Below are 21,326 nucleotides of genomic sequence, written 5' to 3'. Positions count from 1 at the left end.
GGCCGCGGTGTTCCATCCGACCCCGCTGACACCGCGGCCGCCTCGCACTCCAGCCGCCCACCACGTCACCCCTGACCAGACCTCTTTCACGCAGCAAGGAAGCCATGAGCCAGCAGACCCCCGCAGCCCCGGCCGCCGACTCCGCCGTCGCCACCGTCGCCAAGCGCCGCGACTGGTGGCGGGACGCGGTGATCTACCAGGTCTACCCGCGCAGCTTCGCCGACAGCAACGGCGACGGCATGGGTGACCTGGAGGGCGTCCGCTCCCGCCTCCCGTACCTGCGCGACCTCGGCGTGGACGCCGTGTGGCTCAGCCCCTTCTACGCCTCCCCGCAGGCCGACGCCGGCTACGACGTGGCCGACTACCGCGCGGTCGACCCCATGTTCGGCAACCTGCTCGACGCCGACGCGCTGATCCGCGACGCCCGCGGGCTCGGCCTGCGCATCATCGTCGACCTGGTCCCCAACCACTCCTCCGACCAGCACGAGTGGTTCAAGCGCGCCCTCGCGGAGGGCCCCGGCTCCCCGCTGCGGGACCGCTACCACTTCCGCACCGGCAAGGGGAAGAACGGCGAACTGCCGCCCAACGACTGGGAGTCCATCTTCGGCGGCCCGGCCTGGACCCGGGTCACCGAGCCGGACGGCACCCCCGGTGAGTGGTACCTGCACCTCTTCGCGCCCGAGCAGCCCGACTTCAACTGGGAGCATCCGGCGGTCGGCGACGAGTTCCGCTCCATCCTGCGCTTCTGGCTGGACATGGGCGTCGACGGCTTCCGCATCGACGTCGCCCACGGTCTGGTGAAGGCCGACGGCCTGCCCGACCTCGGCTCCCACGACCAGCTCAAGCTGCTGGGCAACGATGTCATGCCGTTCTTCGACCAGGACGGCGTGCACGCGATCTACCGCCAGTGGCGCACCATCCTGGACGAGTACGCGGGCGAGCGGATCTTCGTGGCCGAGGCCTGGACCCCGACCGTCGAGCGCACCGCCAACTACGTCCGCCCCGACGAGCTGCACCAGGCCTTCAACTTCCAGTACCTGGGCACCGCGTGGGACGCCGAGGAGCTGCGGACGGTCATCGACCGCACGCTGGAGGCGATGCGCCCGGTGGGCGCCCCCGCGACCTGGGTGCTGTCCAACCACGACGTCACCCGGCACGCGACCCGGTTCGCCAACCCGCCCGGCCTCGGCACCCAGATCCGCACGGCGGGCGACCGCGCGCTCGGTCTGCGCCGGGCCCGCGCCGCGACCCTGCTGATGCTGGCCCTGCCCGGCTCGGCCTACATCTACCAGGGCGAGGAACTGGGCCTGCCCGACGTGGTGGACCTGCCCGACGAGGTGCGCCAGGACCCCGCCTACTTCCGGGGTGCCGGCCAGGACGGCTTCCGCGACGGCTGCCGGGTGCCGATCCCGTGGACCCGCGACGGCTCGTCGTACGGCTTCGGCGGCGGCGGCAGCTGGCTGCCCCAGCCGGCCGAGTGGGCCGAGCTGAGCGTGGAGGCGCAGACCGGCGTGGCCGGCTCGACGCTGGAGCTGTACCGCGCCGCGCTGAGCGAGCGCCGTGCGCGCCCCGACCTGGGTGCGGGCGACGCGGTCGAGTGGCTGCGCGCCCCGGAGGGCGTCCTCGCCTTCCGCCGCGGGGAGTTCGTGTGCGTCGCGAACACCACGGGGGAGTCGGTGACGACCCCGGCGTACGGCCGGGTGCTGCTCGCCAGCGGTGAGGTGACCGAGGCCGACGGCGAGGCGAAGGTGCCCGCCGACACCACCGTCTGGTGGATCGCGGCGGTCTGACGCCCTCTTCGGCGCCCGCGCTGAAAGTTCTTGCATCAACTTGACCACGGCCCGCTGCCTTTCTGGCAGCGGGCCTTTAACATCTGCGTCACCGCAAGTTTGCTGAAACATTTCAGCAAGCGCCTTCAACGTCGAAGGAACCCCCACATGGCACGCAGCACCCTCCCCACGGCGCTCGCCGTCGCGGCCGCCTTCACGGTTGGCATGTACCCGACTACCGCAGCGGCCTCGCCGCCCGGCACCAAGGACGTCACCGCCGTCCTCTTCGAGTGGAACTACGCCTCGGTCGCCAAGGAGTGCACCGGCACCCTCGGCCCGGCCGGCTACGGCTACGTCCAGGTCTCCCCGCCCGCCGAGCACATACAGGGCTCGCAGTGGTGGACGTCGTACCAGCCGGTGAGCTACCGGATCGCGGGCCGTCTCGGCGACCGCACGGCCTTCCAGAACATGGTGAACACCTGCCACGCGGCCGGTGTGAAGGTCGTCGTGGACACGGTCGTCAACCACATGGCGGCGGGCAGCGGCACCGGCACCGGCGGCTCGTCGTACACGAAGTACACCTACCCCGGCCTCTACTCGAGCCCCGACTTCGACGACTGCACCTCGCAGGTCACCAACTACCAGGACCGCTGGAACGTCCAGCACTGCGAACTCGTGGGCCTGGCCGACCTGGACACGGGCGAGGAGTACGTCCGCAAGACCATCGCCGGCTACATGAACGACCTGCTGACCCTCGGCGTGGACGGCTTCCGCATCGACGCCGCCAAGCACATCCCGGCCGACGACCTGGCCAACATCAAGAGCCGGCTCACCAAGCCCGCCGCCTACTGGAAGCAGGAGGTCATCTACGGCGCGAACGAGGCGGTCCAGCCGACCGAGTACACCGGCGACGGGGACGTCCAGGAGTTCCGCTACGCCTACGACCTCAAGCGCGTCTTCAACAACGAGAAGCTCGCCTACCTGAACAACTACGGCGAGGGCTGGGGCTACCTGAGCAGCTCGGTGGCCGGCGTCTTCGTCGACAACCACGACACCGAACGCAACGGCTCCACCCTGAACTACAAGGACGGCGCCAAGTACACCCTGGCCAACGTCTTCATGCTGGCCTGGCCGTACGGCGCCCCGGACATCAACTCGGGCTACGAGTGGTCGGACGCGGACGCCGGCCCGCCCAACGGCGGCAAGGTCAACGCGTGCTGGCAGGACGGCTGGAAGTGCCAGCACGCCTGGCCCGAGATCAAGTCCATGGTCGCCTTCCGCAACGCCACCCGCGGCCAGTCCGTGACCAACTGGTGGGACGACGGCAACAACGCGATCGGCTTCGGCCGGGGCGGCAAGGGCTACGTGGCGATCAACCACGAGTCCTCGTCACTGACCCGCACCTACCAGACCTCGCTGGCGGCGGGCACGTACTGCAACGTGCAGAACAACACGACGGTGGCGGTGAACTCGAGCGGGCAGTTCACCGCCACCCTGGGCGCCGACACGGCGCTCGCGATCTACGCCGGGAAGTCGGGCTGCTGAGGCACCTACTTCCAGGTGTCGCTCGTGGTGTAGCCGGACGAGCCGCCCGTCGTGTACGAGCGGTTCGTCCCGGACTCCCAGGTCACGTTCCCGGAGGCGTCCCTCTTGACGTACTTGTACGTGAAGGACGTGCTCCTCGGGGCGATGACCAGCTTGCGCCAGACCGGGTACGCCGCCGACGACAGCGGGATCGCGTCGGCGGCGTTCCAGGAGCCGAGGGAGGGCAGGGAGCCGACGACGTAGACGTTGGTGCCCCAGTCCGTCGTCGCCGACTCGCTGAACGTCACGTCGGTGGCGTCCGCGTCCGCCACGTTCCAGGAGTTCTCCAGCGAGACCGCCGCGGCCGCGGCCGCGGCCGACCGGTTGGCGTTCGACTCCCAGGTGACGTTCCCGGAGGCGTCCCTCTTGATGTGACGTGCCGACGGGCACGCCCACCTCGCCGGACCAGACCGGGTAGCCCGTGGAAGACAGCCTGACCGCCTTCGAGGTGTCCCAGCCGCCCAGTGCCGGGATCGACCCGACCACGTACACGCTCGTGCCGGACGACGTCGGCGCGTACTCGTCGAACGTCGCGCTCACGGTGGAGCCGGACGAACCACCGCCGCCGCCCGTGTCGTCGCAGCCGACCGTGCAGGTGTAGGAAGCGTTGTAGAAGGCGACCGCGCCCTTGGCCAGGACGGTGAGCGAGGCGCTGCCGCCGGAGACGGTCACACTGGTCGCGCCGTCGTCGACGACGCGACGCGTCGTGGTAGTCCGGCCGGTCCCCGTCCGGGGTGTCGTACTTGCTGGTGAGCGTGGTGCCGTTGTAGCCGGTGCCGGTCTGCGCGGCGGTGTGGTCGATCACCGCGTCCGTGTAGACCTTCACGCCCGCCGCGTGACAGGTGCCGACCATCGAGGCGAACTCCGCGGCCGAGCCGAAGCGGCTGTTCAGGTCGTAGGCGTACGGCTGGTAGGCGTCCTACCAGTAGTAGCTCGGCTGCTTCAGGGACTCGGCCGGCGGTGCCACCTGGACCGCGCCGTAGCCGGCCGGGCCCAGGACGTGCGTGCGCTCCGAGGCGATCGAGTCCCAGTTCCACTCCCACAGGTTGGCGATGACGTCGCCCTTGGCGGACGTGTCCGCCTGTGCGGGCGCCGCCGGCAGGACCACGGCCCCGGCCGGCGCGAGGGCCCCCGCGACGGCCGCCGTCGCGGTGCGGCGGAGGGCCCGGGGAGGTCGGTGGGACCGTCGAGATCTGGTCATGTGCGGCTCCGAAGGTGGGGGTTACGGAGGGTGCCTGTTTCAACAACCCGTGAGAGTGGGCCAGTTGGGAGGGGCCGTCAGGGCGGTCGGTGAAAGTTCTTGCTGTGAGTTTCAAGCCTCTTGCTGTAAACCTTTCGTTAGCGGTACGGTCGCGCGGGCGCCCGGCATCGAAGCCGTGCCGCGGCGTTGGGGTCGGACCCAAGAGAGCCGTAATCGCAAGGAGTTACCGCCTGTGATACCGAGATGGCCGGCGCCCCCCGCGCGCCGTACCCCACGAGCGAGGCGGGCAGCGGCCGTCACCGTCGCCGCCCTCGCCGCAGCCCTCCTGCAGCCTGTGTCCGCCCACGCGGCCACCCCGCCCGCGCCCCCCTCGGACGCGAAGCTCGCGGCCCAGCCCGCGCGGCACGACGACACCCGCGAGCAGTTCTACTTCGTCATGCCGGACCGTTTCGCCAACGGCGACCGGTCCAACGACCGCGGCGGGCTCACCGGCTCACGCCTGAGCACCGGGTACGACCCCTCCGACAAGGGCTTCTACCAGGGCGGCGACCTCAAGGGCCTGACCAAGCGCCTCGACTACATCAAGGACCTCGGCACCACCGCCATCTGGATGGCGCCGATCTTCAAGAACCGCCCGGTGCAGGGCACGGGCGCCAACGCCTCCGCCGGCTACCACGGCTACTGGATCACCGACTTCACCCGGGTCGACCCGCACTTCGGGACCAACAAGGACCTCCAGACCCTCATCGCCAAGGCGCACGCCAAGGGCATGAAGGTCTTCTTCGACGTCATCACGAACCACACCGCCGACGTCGTGGACTACAAGGAGAAGTCGTACGACTACCTCTCCAAGGGCGCCTTCCCGTACCTGACCAAGGACGGCCGGCCCTTCGAGGACGCCGACTACGCCGACGGGCGCCGGAGGTTCCCGGCCGTCGACGCGGACTCCTTCCCGCGCACCCCGCAGGTCACGAGCAAATCGAAGGTCCCGGCCTGGCTCAACGACCCGACGATGTACCACAACCGGGGCGACTCCACCTACGCGGGCGAGTCCACCACCTACGGCGACTTCTCCGGCCTGGACGACCTGTGGACCGAGCGCCCCGAGGTCGTCAGCGGCATGGAGAAGATCTACGAGCGCTGGGTGAAGGACTTCGGCGTCGACGGGTTCCGCATCGACACCGTCAAACACGTGGACATGGACTTCTGGACCCAGTGGGCCACCGCGCTCGACCGCTACGCGGCCGCGCACGGGCGGAAGAACTTCTTCATGTTCGGCGAGGTCTACACCGCCGACACCTCCCTCACCTCCCCGTACGTCACCCAGGGCCGCCTCGACGCCACCCTCGACTTCCCCTTCCAGGACGCGGCCCGCTCCTACGCCTCCCAGGGCGGCAGTGCGCAGAAGCTCGCGAGCGTCTTCGGTGACGACTACAAGTACACGACCGACAAGGCCAACGCGTACGAGCAGGTCACCTTCCTCGGCAACCACGACATGGGCCGTATCGGGTACTTCCTGAAGCAGGACAACCCCAAGGCCACCGACGCCGAGATCCTGCGCAAGGACAAGCTCGCCAACGAGCTGATGTTCCTCAGCCGCGGCAACCCGGTCGTCTACTACGGCGACGAGCAGGGCTTCACCGGCTCCGGCGGCGACAAGGACGCCCGCCAGACCATGTTCGCCTCCAAGGTCGCCGACTACCTCGACGACGACGAGATCGGCACCGACCGCACCGCCGCGAGCGACGCCTACGATCGCGGCGCCCCGCTCTACAAGGACATCGCCGCGCTGGCCGAGCTCCGGAAGAACAACCCGGCGCTCACCGACGGCGTGCAGACCGAGCGGTACGCGGCCGACGGCGCCGGCGTCTACGCCTTCACCCGTACGGACGCACGCTCCGGCACCGAGTACGTCGTCGCCCTCAACAACGCCGACGAGGCGAAGGCCGCCACCTTCGCGACCGGCTCCGCGGGCATGACGTACCGCGGGATCTACGGCACGCACGCCACGGCGGACTCCGACGCCGACCGCAAGGTCACGGTGACCGTACCGGCCGGCTCCGCCGTCGTCCTCAAGGCCGCCGGCCCCCTCGCCGAGCCCACCGCCAAGCCGTCCCTCACCCTGAAGGCCCCGGACGCCGGCGCCACCGGCACCGTCGAGCTCTCCGCCGACGTCGACGGCGGCCGGCTCGACCGGGTCGTCTTCGCCGCCCAGGTCGGCAACGGCGCCTGGCGCACCCTCGGCTCCGCCGACCACGCCCCGTACAAGGTCACCCAGACCATCGGAAAGGGCGTGAAGGCCGGCACCGCCCTGCGCTACAAGGCCGTCGTCGTCGACTCCGCGGGACGCACCGCGAGCGCCACGGCCACCAGCAGCACCGGCGCCGCGCCCGCCCCCGAGGTCCCCACCGCTTCCTCCCGCGACTACGCGGTCGTCCACTACAAGCGCGCCGACGGAGACTACGACAACTGGGGCCTGTACGCCTGGGGCGACATCGCCGACGGCGAGTCCACGAACTGGCCCGCCAGCCACCCCTTCGTGGGACGGGACGCCTACGGCGCCTTCGCCTACGTCAAGCTCAAGTCCGGCGCCTCGAACGTCGGCTTCCTGGTCATCGACAAGGACGGCAACAAGGACGTCTCCGCCGACCGGAGCATCGACGTCACCAAGACCGGCGAGGTGTGGCTCGAACAGGGCAAGGCCGACGTCCTGACCACGAAGCCCGACTACCCGGCGCAGGACGAGACCAAGGCGGTCATCCACTACCACCGCGCCGACGGGAACTACGACGGCTGGGGCCTGCACGTCTGGACCGGCGCCGCGAACCCCACCGACTGGTCGAACCCGATGAAGCCGGTGAAGACTGATGCCTATGGCGCGGTCTTCGAGGTGCCGCTCAGCGCGGGTGCCACCAGTCTCAGCTACATCATCCACAAGGGCGACGACAAGGACCTGCCCACCGACCAGTCCCTCGACCTCAAGTCGAACGGCCACGAGGTGTGGCTGTTGAACGGCCAGGAGAAGTACCTGCTGCCGCAGCCCGCGGGCAGCGCGGCCGCACTCGACCTGACCACCTCCAAGGCGATCTGGATCGACCGGAACACCGTCGCCTGGAACGGCGTCGACGGCGCCGCCTCCACCCAGCTCCTCGCCTCCCACGACGGCTCGATCACCGTCAAGGACGGCGCGCTGACCAGCGACGACGAGCGCTGGCTGCGACTGGCCAAGACCACCCTGACCGACGCCCAGAAGGCGAAGTTCCCGCACCTGAAGGACTACACCGCCTGGTCCGTCGACCCCCGCGACCGGGACCGGGTGCGCGACGCGCTCGGCGGGCAGCTCGTCGCCACCCAGCGGGCCGCGAACGGCGCCGTCCTGGCCGCGACCGGCGTGCAGATCGCCGGCGTGCTGGACGACCTGTACCCCGGCGCGACGAAGGCCGCCCTCGGGCCGGCCTTCCACGACGGGAAGCCGACCCTCGCGGTCTGGGCGCCGACCGCGCAGAGCGTCCACCTCGACCTCGACGGCAAGGCCGTGAAGATGCACCGCGACGCCACCACCGGCGTCTGGTCCGTCACCGGTCCGGCCTCCTGGAAGGGCAAGCCCTACCGGTACGTCGTGAAGGTCTGGGCGCCCAGCGTCCGCAAGGTGGTCACCAACAAGGTCACCGACCCCTACTCGGTCGCCCTGACCGCGAACTCGGCGCGCAGCCTCGTCGTCGACCTGAACGACAAGAAGCTCTCCCCGAGCGGCTGGGCGGCCCTGAGCAAGCCCAAGGCCGTGCCGCTGAAGGACGCGCAGATCCAGGAGCTGCACATCCGGGACTTCTCGGTCGCCGACAAGACCGTCCCGGCCAAGGACCAGGGCACCTACCTGGCCTTCACCGACAAGAACAGCGACGGCTCGAAGCACCTGCGGGCGCTGGCCAAGGCCGGCACCTCCTACGTGCACCTGCTGCCCGCCTTCGACATCGCCACCATCCCCGAGAAGAAGGCCGACCAGGCCACCACCGACTGCGACCTGGCCTCCTACCCGGCCGACTCCGACAAGCAGCAGGAGTGCGTGGCGAAGGCCGCCGCGAAGGACGCCTACAACTGGGGCTACGACCCGTACCACTACACGGTCCCCGAGGGCTCGTACGCCAGTGACCCGGACGGCACCGCCCGTACCGTCCAGTTCCGCAGGATGGTGCAGTCGCTGAACGGCGACGGCCTCAGGGTCGTCATGGACGTCGTCTACAACCACACGGCGGCCAGCGGCCAGGCCGACACCTCGGTGCTCGACCGGATCGTGCCCGGCTACTACCAGCGGCTGCTCGCCGACGGCTCGGTGGCCAACAGCACCTGCTGCTCCAACACCGCGCCCGAGAACGCGATGATGGGCAAGCTGGTCGTGGACTCGATCGTCACCTGGGCCAAGGAGTACAAGGTCGACGGCTTCCGCTTCGACCTCATGGGCCACCACCCGAAGGCCAACATCCTGGCCGTCCGCAAGGCCCTGGACGCGCTGACCCTGAAGAAGGACGGCGTCGACGGCAAGAAGATCATCCTGTACGGCGAGGGCTGGAACTTCGGCGAGGTCGCGAACGACGCCCGGTTCGTGCAGGCCACGCAGGCCAACATGGCCGGCACCGGCATCGCCACCTTCTCCGACCGGGCCCGTGACGCGGTGCGCGGCGGCAGCCCCTTCGACTCCGACCCCGGTGTCCAGGGCTTCGCCTCCGGTCTGTACACCGACCCCAACTCCTCCACCGCCAACGGCACCAAGGAGGAGCAGAAGGCCCGGCTGCTGCACTACCAGGACCTGATCAAGATCGGGCTGACCGGAAACCTCGCGAAGTACCACTTCACCGCCACGGACGGCAAGGAGGTCACCGGCGCCGAGGTCGACTACAACGGCGCCCCGGCCGGCTACGCGGCCGCGCCCGGCGACGCCCTCGCCTACGTGGACGCGCACGACAACGAGTCGTTGTTCGACGCCCTGACCTACAAGCTCCCCAAGGACACCTCCGCGTCCGACCGGGCCCGCATGCAGGTCCTGGCGATGGCGACGGCCGCCCTCTCGCAGGGTCCGGCGCTCTCCCAGGCGGGCACCGACCTGCTGCGCTCCAAGTCGCTGGACCGCAACTCCTTCGACAGCGGCGACTGGTTCAACGCCATCCACTGGAACTGCGCCGACGGCAACGGCTTCGGGCGCGGACTGCCCATGGCGGCCGACAACCAGTCCAAGTGGGACTTCGCCAGGCCGCTGCTCGGCGCGGTCGAGGTGGGCTGCCCCCAGATCACCGGGGCCTCGGCCGCCTACCAGGACCTGCTGCGCATCCGCACGAGCGAGAACGCCTTCTCCCTCGGCACGGCCACGCAGGTGCAGGACCGGCTGTCCTTCCCGCTGTCGGGCAAGGACGAGACGCCCGGCGTGATCACCATGCGCCTCGGTGACCTGGTCGTGGTCTTCAACGCCACCCCGGAACGGCAGGAGCAGAAGATCGCCGCTCTGGCCGGATCGCACTACCGGCTGCACCCCGTGCAGGCGGCCGGCGCGGACACGGTGGTGAAGACCTCGTCCTACGCGGCCGGCACGTTCACCGTCCCGGCGCGGACCGTGGCGGTGTTCACCCGGGCGGCGAAGTAGGGTCGGCCCGACGCCGTAGAACAGGAGTACCCATGCCGCAGATCACCGTCGACTACACCGCCGTGCTGGACGATTCGGACAGCTTCGACGCGGCCGGCTTCGCGCGGGCGCTGCACGAGGCGGTCGTCGAGATCGCGGCGGCAAGGCCGGAGGCGTGCAAGACGCTGTTCCGGGAGGCCTATGCCGCCTATGGGTACGAAGAGATGGATCAGCGGCACGCGATCGTGCACGTGACCATCGGTCTCCTCGCCGGCCGGAGCGAGGAGACCAAGGCGGCGCTGACGGAGGCCGTGCTGGAACTGCTCCGTACGCATGTGGCGCCGGAGGACGGGATCACCCTGCACGCGTCCGCCGAGGTCCGCGACCTGGACCCGTCCTACCGGAAGTTCGAGCGGTAGGACGGCGGACGGTCCGGCCGCAGGGTCAGGACGCCAGAGTGATCAGCCGGCCGGCGAGCTCCGCGAAGGGGCCGTCGGCCGGCTCGTCCTGGACCATGGCCCGCACCAGCGCGGCCATGTCCGGGTCGTAGGCCGCGCTGACCGCGGCCAGCGCGGCGAAGTCGTGCACCAGTTGCCGTTCCAGCTCGCCCCGCGGGATGCGCCGGCCGTCCAGCCAGATCAGCGCCGTGGACTCGGCGAGCGAGATCCAGGTGCGGATCACCAGTTCCAGACGCGGGGACGCGTCGGTCACGTTCAGGTGCGACAGGATCTGGTCGTAGGCGGCCTGGCGCACCGAGTCGATCAGGGCGTTGGTCGCCGAGGTGTGCTCCTTCGAGCCCACCCCGTCCGCGGGTACGGCCGGGCCGCCGCGCATGAGCGCCGAGAAGCCGGGCCCGTGGTCGTCGACGAAGTCGAAGAAGCGGCGCATCACGCGCAGCAGCCGGGCTCCCAGCGGACCCTCGTGGGGCTCCTCGAACCGGCTCGCGAGGTCCTCCGAGGCACGCTTCAACGCGGCTTCGTACAGGCTGAGTTTGCCGGGGAAGTAGTGGTACACCAGCGGCCGCGAGATACCCGCGGCCGAGGCTATCTCGTCGATGGAGACCTCGTCGGGCGAGCGTCGGCTGAACAGGTCGAGCGCGACGCCGATCAGCTGCTGCCGCCGCTCCTCGACGCCCATCCTGCGGCGAACCCCGGTACTCATGCGAACACCTTACCGATCGAATCCGGCCGCTTGTGATCACATGTCGAGCACCAGCCGATCACTCCGGGACCGGGAGACGCAGATCAGCATCGAATCGCTCCGCTCCGCGTCCGTCAGCAGCTCGTCCCGGTGGTCGATCTCCCCTTCCAGCACCCGCTGTTGGCAGGTCCCGCAGAAACCCTGCTCGCAGGAGTAGGCGGTGTCCGGCAGCGCGTCGCGCACGGCGGCCAGCACCGTGGAGTCCGCCGGGACCGTCAAGGTCCGCCCGCTGCGCCGCAGTTCCAGCTCGAACTCCGTCTCCCCGCCGGCGCCGGTCCGTGGCGCGAAACGTTCCAGGTGCAGCGTGGCACCCGCCGGCAGCGCCTCCTCGACCGCGGCCGTCAGGCCCTCCGGGCCACAGCAGTACACGGCCGTGCCCTCGGCCGCGTCCGCGAACAGGGCCGCGAGGTCGGGGCGTCCGTCCTCGTCCTCGGCCACCACCGTCAGCCGGTCCCCGGCCAGCTCGCGCACCTCCGCGAGGAACGGCATCGACGCCCGGGTCCGCCCGCCGTACAGCAGCCGCCACTCGGCCCCGTCCGGCAGCGCCCGCAGCATGGGCAGGATCGGCGTGATCCCGATCCCGCCGGCCACGAAGACGTACGACGGCGCCGCGACGAGCGGGAAGCGGTTGCGCGGTCCGCGCACCTGGAGTTCCATGCCCTCCGTCAGTTGCTCGTGTACCTCGCGGGAGCCGCCCCGGCCGTCCTCGACCAGCCGCGCGGCGACCGTGTAGGACGAGGTGTCCCCGGGGTCCCCGCACAGCGAGTACTGCCGCACCAGACCCGACGGCAGCACCAGGTCGAGGTGCGCCCCCGGCTCCCAGGCCGGCAGCCCGGCGCCCTCCAGGCGTAGCCGTACGACCCCGTCGGCGATCGTCTCGTGGGAGGTGAGCAGCAGCCGCGCCCGCGAGCGCGGCCGGCCGGAGACCGGCGGGTCCAGGGCGGGCATCGGCCACAGCGGGGAGCGCCGCACCCGGTGGCGCAGGGCGCGCCGGGTCAGCAGGGCGGCACCCGCGAGCAGGACGAGGGTGCGCGGCTTCGGCGTCACGCGGCCCCCTCGCCGGCCCGCTGCGCCTTCTCCGCGGCCAGCGCGGCGGGGGAGGCGGCCAGATAGGCGACGGCCTGGGCGGTGGAGCACTCGTGGGAGGGGTGGTAACCGCGGCTGAGGTAGCGCGGGATGGACTTCAGCATGTCCCCGGTGGCGGGCAGGGTGCCCTGCCGGCCGCGCCGGTGGAAGCCGGCCAGGGACGGCTTCTCGCCGGCCGCGGTGGGATCGTTCGCCATGAAGAAGCGGACCCCGCGCTGCCACAGGAAGACCAGCGCCGAGAAGGCCGCCGCCCAGGTGCGCACCCGGCGCCCGTAGTCGCCGTCGACGTGCAGGAACAGGTCGAAGGCGACCGAGCGGTGCTCGACCTCCTCGGCGCCGTGCCAGCGCAGCAGGTCCAGCATGGTCGGGTCGGCCCCGCGCCGGTCGAGCTCGGCCGCGTTGAGCACCCAGTCGCCGAGGAAGGCGGTGTAGTGCTCGATGGCCGCGATGAGCGCCACCCGCTCCAGCAGCCACCAGCGCCGGGGCCGGCCCGGCGGCAGGGTGCGGTCGCCGAGCAGCTTCTCGAAGAACCAGTCGACCTGCGCGGTGTACGGCGTCGGGTCGAGCCCCTGCTCCTTCAGGTACGGCAGGACCTCGTCGTGTGCCTGGGAGTGCATGGCCTCCTGCCCGATGAACCCCAGGACGTCCGCACGCAGGCGGTCGTCCCGGATGAGCGGCAGCACCTGCTTGTACACGTGCACGAACCACCGCTCGCCGGCGGGCAGCAGCAGGTGCAGCACGTTGATGGTGTGCGTGGTGAACGGGTCGCCGGGCACCCAGTGCAGCGGGGTGTCCTGCCAGGAGAAGGACACGTTGCGGGCCTTGAGCGGGATGCGCTCGGACTCCACCGGCCGGGCCTGCGTATGAGACATGGCGTCAATGTACTGACGGGTAGATCGCCTGAGAACCCCTCCGCGGCACCTTGTTGACGCTGATGTCAGCTAGCGCAGTCCGGTGATCTGCCGGCCGTCCGCCAGCGTGCCCTTCAGGTCCGCCCGCGCACCCCGGGTCGCCCGCACCGCCAGCAGCGCGCCGCGTCCGGACGCCGTGACCCCGCCGGCCGCGCGGATCGACGCGGTGTCCGGACCGCCTGCCGCCAGCAGGTACCAGGCGCCGGTCCCCGACTTCCACAGCACACCGGCCAGCACGTGCGGCCCGCGCGGACCGCAGTCCGCCACGTCCGTGCCCTTGGCCACCACCGCCCCTACCGGGCCGCCCGGCGTCCGGAACTGGGCCAGCGCGATCGTGCCGTCACCGCGCCAGGTATCGGCCCGGGTGCACACCCACTGACCGGCCCCGCCCGCGTCGGGCAGCGTCTGGTTCGCGAACGCCCAGGCGTTGACGCTGCGCACACCGGCGGAGCGCTCCGTGGACAGCGAGCAGGCGAACGGCGCCCAGGCGCGCAGCCCGTCCACGCCGCTCGCCTCCGTGACCGCGCCCGGACGCCCGGCCGTGAGACGGGCCGGGACCAGCTCGCCCAGGTCCGTGGCGAGCCGGGTGCCGGAGGCGTCCGTCACCTGGAGCACGTTCCACGAGGTGCAGCCGCCGGGCTGCAGGGCCGGACTGGCCAGCGGGGTGGTCACGCCGTCGGTGAGGGTCAGCGGGGTCGCGGCCGCGTCCGGCTTCATCAGGTCCCGCTCGGCGGCCCGCTTCACCCAGGGCGCGGTCAGATAGCGGACGTTGCCGTCGGCACGGCCCAGCACCAGCGCGCTCGCCTCGGCGCCGGTCGCGCCGTCGACCCGGGCGAAGTCGAGGGCCGCGCCCGTCGCGCCCTCCGTCGGCTCGGCGTACCGCGCGACGCGCAGGCCGTCGTAGAGCATCACCACACGCGCGGTGTCCACCACGCCCGCGTACAGCAGCCGGGGCGGGCCGGCCGGGCCGCCGGTCTGGGTGCCGGGGGTGGCCGAGACCCGGACCGTCTCCCCGGGGCGGGCCCAGACGGCGAGGGCGCGGCGCAGCAGTGCCTTGTCCCCGGTGAGCGGGCCGCGCGCGGGCCACACGGAGAAGTCGGTGCGGTCGGAGGACCGCCAGGCGGTGGGGGCGGCCCTGAGCAGCTTGCCCGGGTCCAGGGCCGCCTCGGCCGCCGGGTTCTCCGCGTACACGGGCGCGGCGGCGCCGTCCGGTCCCCAGCCGCCGCCCGGCATGGCCACCAGCGCCCCGCAGACCGCGAGGGCGGCCGCCGCGGCGAGCACGGCCTTGGTGTGCTGGCGGCGCCGCATCAGGTCGGTGGGGCGGGCCTGCAGCGAGCACGGGTCGAACTCGGGGGAGGAGAGCAGCGCGTCCTGCGCGGGCACCCCGTTGGCCTCCGCCAGCGCAGACTCGGGGTCCTGCACCCCGGCGGACTTCAGGATCCGGCGCACGTCGGCGTCGGGCAGCTTCTCCAGACCACGCAGCACGTACGCGGCCCGGGCCGGCCCGGACAGGGCGGACAGCCGCTGGTCCAGGGCGAGTTCGTCGGCCCCGCCGGAGCGCGGGAACAGCCGCAGGCCCCACACCTGGGGCAGCAGCGGCGGCCGGTGCGCCAGCCGCGGCCGGCCCTTGCGGGTGCCGGACGCGCCGAGCGCGGTGCGCAGGACCCGGAGGCGGACGAACGCGTACCCGGGGTCGCCCTCCCGGCCCGCGGACTGGGCCGGGATCACGGACGTCTGCTTGCGGCCACGGGGGAGCGCGCGCTGGGCGAGGGCGTGTGCCGTCAGCACCCGGCGGCCGCGGCCGAGGCCGGGTGGCAGGACCAGGTAGGCGAGCCGGACCAGCCGTGGGTAGTGCTCGACGAGCGCGGCCTCGGCCTGCTCGACGTCGACGACCGGGCCGGTGGCGCCGGAGGAGGCGGGTGCGTGACGCTGGGCTACATCCTGTGACTGCACATCCGGGTGAACGAGCGAGGCGTTGGTTGGTCACCGCCGGGCGGGTGACCCGGGCGGTTCAGCCCGCCGGCTCCACGAGGGCGCGCGCGTAGTTGGCCATCGACCGCTGGTAGCGCGGCAGATGCGGGGCGAGGGCGCCGATCACCAGGGACAGCCCCTCGCGGTCGCGGCCCAGGCTGGACAGGCACAGGGCCAGGCAGGCCCGTACGGCGTCGTCCAACTCGTCCGACGGCGCGTCGAGTTCCGGGGTGAGCAGCTTCACGCCCTGCTCCGCCTCGCCGATGTTCCGCAGCGAGCTGGAGAGCTGGATCTTGGCCCGCCGCCCCTTGTACCCGCTGATCTCGCTCAGGCCGCCCGCCAGCGCCTCCCGGTACAACGGCACCGCCCGGTCCGAGTGCCCGGTCGAGTCCCAGGCGCAGGCCCGCTCGAAGGGGGCGAGCGGGCTGCCGTCCGGGAGTTCGGCGGCCAGCTCGTCGATCACCGCGCGGAACTCGTGGGCCCGCTCCTCCGGGTAGTCGTCGAAGGCGGCCCAAGCGGCGGTCACGCGGTCTTCCCAGTCCTGGTTCACCGGACCACCCTCGCACATCCGTACGCACAAGGTCACCGGATTTGAGCACACCGTGCGCGGGAGCCGTATCCGAGGGGACTGGGGCATGCTTGGCCCACCGGGACCGGAGGATCGGATGAGGTTGACGCGACTGATGATCGGCGCCGCGGCGGCGCTGACGCTGGCGGGCTGTGGCGCGGGCGGGGACCGCAAGCCGGTGCCGCCCACCGCCACGGGCAGTCTGGAGAGCCTGGCCGCCGAGGTGAAGTGCAAGCCGAACATGCAGACCGACGCCGACGAGATCCGCCAGGCCATCTGCCGGAACACCGACGGCAGGTTCATCCTCGCCACGTTCGCCACCGACCGCGGCCAGCGCGAGTGGATCAACGACGCGAAGGACTACGGCGGGTACTACCTCGTCGGCCGCAAGTGGGTCGCCGTCGGTGACGACGGGGTCGTCAAGGCGCTGCGCGGCACGCTCGGCGGCGACGTGGAGATCGGTACGAACCACCACGCCCACCAGGGCTGAGCCCGGCGTCGTACACGGAGCGGACAGGGCAGCGGACACGGAAGCGGGCGGTGGGAACTCCCACCGCCCGCTTCGTTCCTCCTCGTCGGCGACCGTCCGTCCGGCTGGTCCGGCCGTCCGGCTCGTGCGGCCGGTCAGGCGCAGTTCTGGCCGCGGTTGACGCAGTTCGCGATCCGGTTCGCCAGGCCGTTCTTCGTGACGCTGATGAAGTCGTCGTGGTCCGTGGCCGCCTTGTGGAGCTGCTCCGGGAAGCCGTCCACCGCGTAGGCGTTCTTCACCTGGCCGTTCTGGAGGACCGGCGGGGTGATGTTGTAGACCAGGCGCATCGTCAGCTGCGGGATCGCCTTGAAGCCGTTCTGGCAGTTTCCGCCTGCGTCCGCGAAGGCCACGTGCGTGCGGTGGTTGGCGCTGTCCACGTTCTGGCCGTCCCAGCAGCTCTGGAAGGCGAACGTCCGCACCACCTTGCTGCCCTGCGGGCAGACCGGGTACTGCGTGGTCAGCTGGACCTTGTTCTCGAAGCCGGTGCAGCTCCAGTGCGCGTTGGCGTTCGCCAGACCGTTGGTGGTGGTCTTGGCGTCACCGGTGATGATGCGCAGGAACTGCGGCATCGCGACGACCTTGGAGGTCGGGCTGCCGACGTACTTGATCTGTGCCGAGACCGGCGTCAGGATCTTGCCGACGTTGCCTTCCTTGCCGCCGCCGTCCTTGTTCTGGTCGAAGTCCTGCGAGCCGTCCTGGATGCGGACCACGGGCCAGTAGTACGAGGACAGGTCGCTGCGGTTCTGGCAGCTGGTGCCGCCCTGCAGGAACGTCTGGTTGCTGGAGAACGCGTTGACCTTCTGGTTGCCGACGTAGTCGTGCAGGTGGTGCGCGCCGTTGGTCACGCCGGGCGCCACGATCACGTTGTCGGTGTTGTGGTTCTTGTTGGCGTTCACCCCGCACCGCGTGGTGAACGTACCGGTCGACGCGTTGCCGTTGCGGCGCGGCTTGGCCGGCACGTTCGGCTGGACCTTGGTGATGTCGACGAAGTCCGCCGCCACCGGGCCGTTGCCGGCCTGCCCGCCGATGTTCTGCTGCTGCCCGGCGCCGCCCTGCTGCTGCCCGCCGGCGCCGCCCTGCTGCTGACCACCGGTGTTGTTCTGCTGCTGGCCGCCGGTGTTCTGCTGCCCGCCGGTGTTGTTCTGCCCGCCGGTGTTGTTCTGCTGCTGACCGCCGGTGGTCTGGTTGGCGTTCTGCGCCGTGCAGGAGGCGAGGACGCTCAGATCACCGGGCACGGTGCCGCCGACACGGGTGATCTCCAGCTTGATCCGGTCGAGGATCGCCGCCCGCCGGTCCTTCAGCGGCTGCAGGATGGAGTTCTGCACGAAACTCGCGTCCTGGGCCTGGGCGTCCCGCGTGGTCGCCAGACGCTGGTAGGCGTCGGTGATCTGCCGGTCGAGGTTGGCCAGTTCCCCGGCGACCTCGTTACGGGCCTGGTTCGGCACGTTGGTGAGCTTCTGGCCCACGTCCGGGCAGGAGATCGTGGCGACCTGTGCCGTCGCTGCCTTGGTCTGGTTGCCTCCCCACGACTGGTGGTTCGACTCGTGCGCCGAGGCGTAGAAGTTCGCCCAGATCAGCCCGCCCCCACCGAGCGCTAGGGCCGCCGATGCGGCTATGGCCTTGGTGGCCAGCGGCGTACGGCGTTTTCGTGTGTTGCGTCCCATGGAACTCCTCTGACTTCCTTGCGGGGCAGCATCGAGGCGCCCGACAGGAGTGAAGCGGCGTCCTTCCATACGGACGCCGCTTCCGGGGTGTTCACCGGTCACACGAATTCATCACGGACCCACAGCGTCACGGAGGCCCCAACAGGCTCCTGAACAGCGGAAGTTCACGAGAAAATCAGGCCGTTTCAGCGGTCGCGGTCGAGGTAGGCGAGCACCGCCAGAACGCGCCGGTTGTCATCGTCCGACACCTCAAGGCCCAGTTTGGTGAAGATGTTGGAGGTGTGTTTGGCGATGGCCCGTTCCGTCACCACCAACTGGCCGGCGATCGCCGCGTTCGACCGGCCCTGCGCCATCAGCTCCAGTACCTCGCGCTCCCGCGGGGTGAGGCCGCCGAGCGGCCGGTCGTCGCCGGCCCGGCGCGACAGCAGCTGCTGGATCACCTGCGGGTCCATCGCCGTGCCGCCCGCGGCCACCCGCCGTACCGCGTCCACGAACTGGTCGGCGTCGAACACCCGGTCCTTCAGCAGGTAGCCCACCCCGCCGCTGCCGTCGGCCAGCAGCTCGCGCGCGTACAGCTGCTCCACGTGCTGGGAGAGCACCAGCACCGGCAGCCCCGGCCGCTCCCGCCGGGCCCGCAGCGCGCACTGCAGCCCCTCGTCGGTGTGGGTGGGCGGCAGCCGCACGTCGACCACCGCCACGTCCGGCCGCGACCGTGCCAGGGCCGCGTCGAGTTCGGGTCCGGACTCGACGGCCGCCACGATCTCGAAGCCGTAGGCCTCCAGCATCCGGACCAGCCCGTCACGCAGCAGGAAGAGGTCCTCGGCTAGGACAACGCGCACGGAATCTCCATGGTCACCAGGGTGGGGCCGCCCGCGGGACTGCTGACGGCCAGGACGCCGTCGAATGTACCGAGCCGCCGCTCGATCCCGGCGAGCCCGGTGCCGGCCCCGACCGCCGCTCCGCCCCTGCCGTTGTCGGTCACGGTGACCCGCAGCATGCCGTCCGCGTGCAGCAGGTCGGCCCAGATCCGGTCGGCGCCCGAGTGCTTGACGGCGTTGGTGAGCACCTCGCTCACCGCGAAGTAGGCGGCCGACTCCACCGGGGCGTCCGCACGGCCGGACAGCTCCACGGTGACCTCCGTCGGCACCGGCAGCCGCAGCGCCAGGGCCCGCACCGCGTCCCCCAGGCCGCGCTCCGCCAGCACCGGCGGGTGGATGCCGCGTACCAGGTCGCGCAGTTCCTCCAGGGCCTCGACGGAGTTGCGGCGGGCCTGGGAGAGCAGCCGCTTGGCCTGCGCCGGGTCCTTGTCGAGCAGCATCTCGATCGTCCCGAGGTCCATGCCCATCGCGACCAGCCGGGCCTGCGCGCCGTCGTGCAGGTCCCGCTCGATCCGGCGCAGCTCGGCGGCGGACGTGTCCACCGCGTCGCGCCGGGTCTCGGTCAGCACCCGTACCCGCTCGGTGAGTTCCTCCCGGCCACCGCCCAGGAGGGCCCGGGTGAGCCGGAAGTGCGCGGTCAGCAGCCGCGGGGTGAGGCGGTAGGCGGCGAAGAGGAGCACGACGGCGGTCGCGGCCGCGCCGAGCGCGGACGGCTGGTCGGTGACCGGCACGAAGCCGTACCAGTAGGTGCCGCCGTCCGCGAGCACCCGCCACAGGCCGGCGGCCACCGCGAAGCCCTCGAAGGGGTAGAAGAGCAGGACGGCCGGGAGCAGCGCGGTGACGTACCCCGCCGTCATGTCGACGGCCAGCCAGCGCAGGTCCCGCCAGGTCGCGGGGTCGGACAGCAGCATGACGGTGCGGGTCCAGGGGTTCGCGTCCTCGGGGACCGGCCGGTACGACGACCGGATCGGCATCCCGCACCACTCGTCCGAGAGCCGCCGCCGTACGTCCGCGAACTGCCGTACCCCGCCCAGGACAGCGGGGGTCGTGAAGATGCCGAGGCCGAGCGGGACGAACGCGATGGACACCAGGCTGAGGACGAGACAGAGGATGGACAGGGGCAGCATCACCAGTGCGAGCACGAGTCCCCGTACGGCGGCGAGCACGACCTCCCGTATACGGTCGCGGACGACGTCGCTCTTCGTGTCGGTGTTCATGGGGTCAGTCTGGCCGACCCCGGCACCGGGTTCACTGGCCCGGAGCCCCCTCCTGCGAGGTGGTGCCAGGTACACCCCCGCCCGCCGCGAGCAGCTTCGCCTCCACCTCGGGGGCCAGGCCGACGCCCGCGCGGTCCGGCCGCCGTGGGGCCACGCCGCCGATCCGGGTGAGCCACTCCCAGGTGTCCGCGACGGTCTCGCCGGCCGGGCGGCACACCAGCCCCGTGGCCAGCGCCCGTGACACGTCCGTGCGGTGGACCGGCTCGTACATCTCGCCGTCCGGCGGCACCCACACCGGGAGCTGGGTCCACGGCTCCACCCCGGCGTCCAGGATCACCCGCGGATCGGTCCAGCGCAGCTCCGCTTCGGCGCCGGTGACCCGGACACAGCTCTCCAGCAGTTCGCCCATGGTGGTGTGGCCGGGCGGCCCGATCACGTCGTACGGCCCGCTCAGTTCTCGCTGTACCGCTCCGAGGAGCCAGCCGGCGAGGTCGCGCGCGTCGATGAACTGCACGGCCAGTTCGCGGGGTCCGGGCGCCAGGACCGGGCCGCCGCGGGCGATCCGGGTCAGCCACCAGGGCAGTCGGCCGACGTTCTCGTACGGGCCGAGGATCAGCCCGGCCCGGACGAGGAGGGAGCCGTCCGCGCCGAACGACTCCTGGGCCGCCAGCTCGCCGCCCCGCTTGTCCCGGGCGTAGTCCGTCGGGCCGGCGTCGGCGGCGGCGCCCTCGACCAGCGGGGCGTCCTCGGCGGCACGCGGGGGCCAGGGCCAGGCGTACACGGACCGGCTGGAGACGTACACGTACCGGCCGGCCCGGCCGCGCAGCAGCCGCGCCGCGTCCCGCACCGCGCGGGGCGCGGCCGACCAGGTGTCGACCACCGCGTCCCAGGTGTCACCGGTCCCGGCGAGCGCGGCGAGCCCGTCGGGAGCGGCGCGGTCGCCGTGCAGCGACCGCACCCCGGCCGGGGGCTCGTGCCGGCCCCGGTGGAAGACGGTCACCTCCCAGCCGCGGCCCAGCGCCGCTTCCACGACGGACCGCCCCACGAACTCCGTACCGCCCAGCACCAGAAGTCTCATGCCGGGAAGCCTGCCGGGTGCGGCCCGGGGAGGGAAGGCCCGTCTGCCGACGGCAGACG

The 21,326-nt window shown here is 71.6% G+C and carries 17 protein-coding genes and 1 pseudogene; 6 read left to right on the top strand and 12 right to left on the bottom strand.

Going from position 1 to position 21,326, the window contains the following annotated elements; all coding sequences use genetic code 11:
- Positions 1-104: 104 nt before the first annotated feature.
- Both PV343_RS34855 and PV343_RS34850 read left to right on the top strand, forming a co-directional pair.
- Positions 105-1,790, top strand: a complete 1,686-nt coding sequence (locus PV343_RS34855; RefSeq protein ID WP_319151035.1) for a glycoside hydrolase family 13 protein — start codon at positions 105-107, stop codon at positions 1,788-1,790.
- 147 nt (positions 1,791-1,937) lie between these two features.
- Positions 1,938-3,314, top strand: coding sequence for an alpha-amylase (locus tag PV343_RS34850; RefSeq protein WP_319151034.1), 1,377 nt, complete (start codon positions 1,938-1,940; stop codon positions 3,312-3,314).
- Positions 3,315-3,319: 5 nt separating this feature from the next.
- Here PV343_RS34850 and PV343_RS34845 read toward each other — a convergent pair whose 3' ends face one another.
- Positions 3,320-3,625: a carbohydrate-binding module family 20 domain-containing protein gene (locus PV343_RS34845; RefSeq protein ID WP_319151033.1), complete on the bottom strand. Its 306-nt coding sequence runs from the start codon at positions 3,623-3,625 to the stop codon at positions 3,320-3,322.
- Here PV343_RS34845 and PV343_RS34840 point away from each other — a divergent pair.
- Positions 3,606-3,728: a hypothetical protein gene (locus PV343_RS34840; protein WP_319151052.1), complete on the top strand. Its 123-nt coding sequence runs from the start codon at positions 3,606-3,608 to the stop codon at positions 3,726-3,728. The two genes, PV343_RS34845 and PV343_RS34840, sit on opposite strands and share 20 nt — an antisense overlap.
- A 57-nt stretch (positions 3,729-3,785) precedes the next feature.
- Here the strand turns inward: PV343_RS34840 and PV343_RS34835 are convergent.
- Both PV343_RS34835 and PV343_RS34830 read right to left on the bottom strand, forming a co-directional pair.
- A pseudogene (locus PV343_RS34835) lies at positions 3,786-3,839 on the bottom strand (hypothetical protein); the annotation flags it as partial.
- A 433-nt stretch (positions 3,840-4,272) separates the two neighbouring features.
- The gene (locus PV343_RS34830) at positions 4,273-4,554 is read right to left on the bottom strand and encodes a hypothetical protein (protein ID WP_319151032.1); all 282 of its coding nucleotides are present in this window, start codon (positions 4,552-4,554) and stop codon (positions 4,273-4,275) included.
- 232 nt (positions 4,555-4,786) lie between these two features.
- On the opposite strand from PV343_RS34830, the gene pulA reads away from it, so the two are divergent.
- Together pulA and PV343_RS34820 are read left to right on the top strand one after the other, a co-directional pair.
- Positions 4,787-10,186 carry a pullulanase-type alpha-1,6-glucosidase gene (pulA, locus tag PV343_RS34825; protein ID WP_319151031.1) on the top strand — a complete coding sequence of 1,800 codons (5,400 nt, stop codon included), beginning with the start codon at positions 4,787-4,789 and terminating at the stop codon, positions 10,184-10,186.
- A gap of 32 nt (positions 10,187-10,218) precedes the next feature.
- Positions 10,219-10,584, top strand: coding sequence for a 5-carboxymethyl-2-hydroxymuconate Delta-isomerase (locus PV343_RS34820; RefSeq protein ID WP_319151030.1), 366 nt, complete (start codon positions 10,219-10,221; stop codon positions 10,582-10,584).
- A 25-nt stretch (positions 10,585-10,609) separates the two neighbouring features.
- On the opposite strand, the gene PV343_RS34815 is transcribed toward PV343_RS34820, so the two are convergent.
- The 5 genes from PV343_RS34815 to PV343_RS34795 all read right to left on the bottom strand — a co-directional run bounded on the left by PV343_RS34815 (position 10,610) and on the right by PV343_RS34795 (position 15,901).
- Positions 10,610-11,326, bottom strand: coding sequence for a TetR/AcrR family transcriptional regulator (locus tag PV343_RS34815; RefSeq protein ID WP_319151029.1), 717 nt, complete (start codon positions 11,324-11,326; stop codon positions 10,610-10,612).
- A gap of 36 nt (positions 11,327-11,362) precedes the next feature.
- Positions 11,363-12,412, bottom strand: a complete 1,050-nt coding sequence (locus tag PV343_RS34810) for a PDR/VanB family oxidoreductase (RefSeq protein WP_319151028.1) — start codon at positions 12,410-12,412, stop codon at positions 11,363-11,365.
- Positions 12,409-13,323 (bottom strand): metal-dependent hydrolase, encoded by a 915-nt coding sequence (locus PV343_RS34805; RefSeq protein ID WP_319151027.1) that lies wholly within the window; start codon positions 13,321-13,323, stop codon positions 12,409-12,411. The genes PV343_RS34810 and PV343_RS34805 overlap by 4 nt, the downstream gene beginning before the upstream one ends.
- 69 nt (positions 13,324-13,392) lie before the next feature.
- Positions 13,393-15,315: a hypothetical protein gene (locus tag PV343_RS34800; RefSeq protein ID WP_319151026.1), complete on the bottom strand. Its 1,923-nt coding sequence runs from the start codon at positions 15,313-15,315 to the stop codon at positions 13,393-13,395.
- A gap of 58 nt (positions 15,316-15,373) precedes the next feature.
- Positions 15,374-15,901, bottom strand: coding sequence for a tetratricopeptide repeat protein (locus PV343_RS34795; protein ID WP_319151050.1), 528 nt, complete (start codon positions 15,899-15,901; stop codon positions 15,374-15,376).
- Positions 15,902-15,998: 97 nt separating this feature from the next.
- On the opposite strand from PV343_RS34795, the gene PV343_RS34790 reads away from it, so the two are divergent.
- On the top strand, positions 15,999-16,391 hold the full coding sequence (locus PV343_RS34790; RefSeq protein WP_319151025.1) for a hypothetical protein: 393 nt from the start codon (positions 15,999-16,001) through the stop codon (positions 16,389-16,391).
- Positions 16,392-16,525: 134 nt separating this feature from the next.
- Here PV343_RS34790 and PV343_RS34785 read toward each other — a convergent pair whose 3' ends face one another.
- The 4 genes from PV343_RS34785 to PV343_RS34770 all read right to left on the bottom strand — a co-directional run bounded on the left by PV343_RS34785 (position 16,526) and on the right by PV343_RS34770 (position 21,267).
- Positions 16,526-18,094, bottom strand: coding sequence for a DUF1996 domain-containing protein (locus tag PV343_RS34785; RefSeq protein WP_319151024.1), 1,569 nt, complete (start codon positions 18,092-18,094; stop codon positions 16,526-16,528).
- Between the two features lie 185 nt (positions 18,095-18,279).
- Positions 18,280-18,933: a LuxR C-terminal-related transcriptional regulator gene (locus PV343_RS34780; RefSeq protein ID WP_133921999.1), complete on the bottom strand. Its 654-nt coding sequence runs from the start codon at positions 18,931-18,933 to the stop codon at positions 18,280-18,282.
- Positions 18,918-20,189: a sensor histidine kinase gene (locus PV343_RS34775; RefSeq protein ID WP_319151023.1), complete on the bottom strand. Its 1,272-nt coding sequence runs from the start codon at positions 20,187-20,189 to the stop codon at positions 18,918-18,920. The genes PV343_RS34780 and PV343_RS34775 overlap by 16 nt, the downstream gene beginning before the upstream one ends.
- 31 nt (positions 20,190-20,220) lie before the next feature.
- Positions 20,221-21,267, bottom strand: coding sequence for an SDR family oxidoreductase (locus PV343_RS34770; RefSeq protein ID WP_319151022.1), 1,047 nt, complete (start codon positions 21,265-21,267; stop codon positions 20,221-20,223).
- Between the last annotated feature and the right edge of the window lie 59 nt (positions 21,268-21,326).

Source organism: Streptomyces sp. WI03-4A (assembly GCF_033792105.1).
GTDB lineage: Bacteria > Actinomycetota > Actinomycetes > Streptomycetales > Streptomycetaceae > Streptomyces > Streptomyces collinus_A.
The sequence above is the reverse complement of the archived record's forward strand: the minus strand, read 5'-3'. Positions and strand labels throughout refer to the sequence as shown.

Excerpts from the sequence above, each read along its gene's own strand:
- PV343_RS34785 (WP_319151024.1), bottom strand. The coding sequence starts at position 18,094 with ATGGGACGCAACACACGAAAACGCCGTACGCCGCTGGCCACCAAGGCC.
- PV343_RS34830 (WP_319151032.1), bottom strand. The coding sequence starts at position 4,554 with ATGACCAGATCTCGACGGTCCCACCGACCTCCCCGGGCCCTCCGCCGC.
- PV343_RS34815 (WP_319151029.1), bottom strand. The coding sequence starts at position 11,326 with ATGAGTACCGGGGTTCGCCGCAGGATGGGCGTCGAGGAGCGGCGGCAG.
- PV343_RS34805 (WP_319151027.1), bottom strand. The coding sequence starts at position 13,323 with ATGTCTCATACGCAGGCCCGGCCGGTGGAGTCCGAGCGCATCCCGCTC.
- PV343_RS34770 (WP_319151022.1), bottom strand. The coding sequence starts at position 21,267 with ATGAGACTTCTGGTGCTGGGCGGTACGGAGTTCGTGGGGCGGTCCGTC.
- PV343_RS34795 (WP_319151050.1), bottom strand. The coding sequence starts at position 15,901 with ATGTGCGAGGGTGGTCCGGTGAACCAGGACTGGGAAGACCGCGTGACC.
- PV343_RS34855 (WP_319151035.1), top strand. The coding sequence starts at position 105 with ATGAGCCAGCAGACCCCCGCAGCCCCGGCCGCCGACTCCGCCGTCGCC.
- PV343_RS34850 (WP_319151034.1), top strand. The coding sequence starts at position 1,938 with ATGGCACGCAGCACCCTCCCCACGGCGCTCGCCGTCGCGGCCGCCTTC.
- PV343_RS34790 (WP_319151025.1), top strand. The coding sequence starts at position 15,999 with ATGAGGTTGACGCGACTGATGATCGGCGCCGCGGCGGCGCTGACGCTG.
- PV343_RS34775 (WP_319151023.1), bottom strand. The coding sequence starts at position 20,189 with ATGAACACCGACACGAAGAGCGACGTCGTCCGCGACCGTATACGGGAG.
- PV343_RS34820 (WP_319151030.1), top strand. The coding sequence starts at position 10,219 with ATGCCGCAGATCACCGTCGACTACACCGCCGTGCTGGACGATTCGGAC.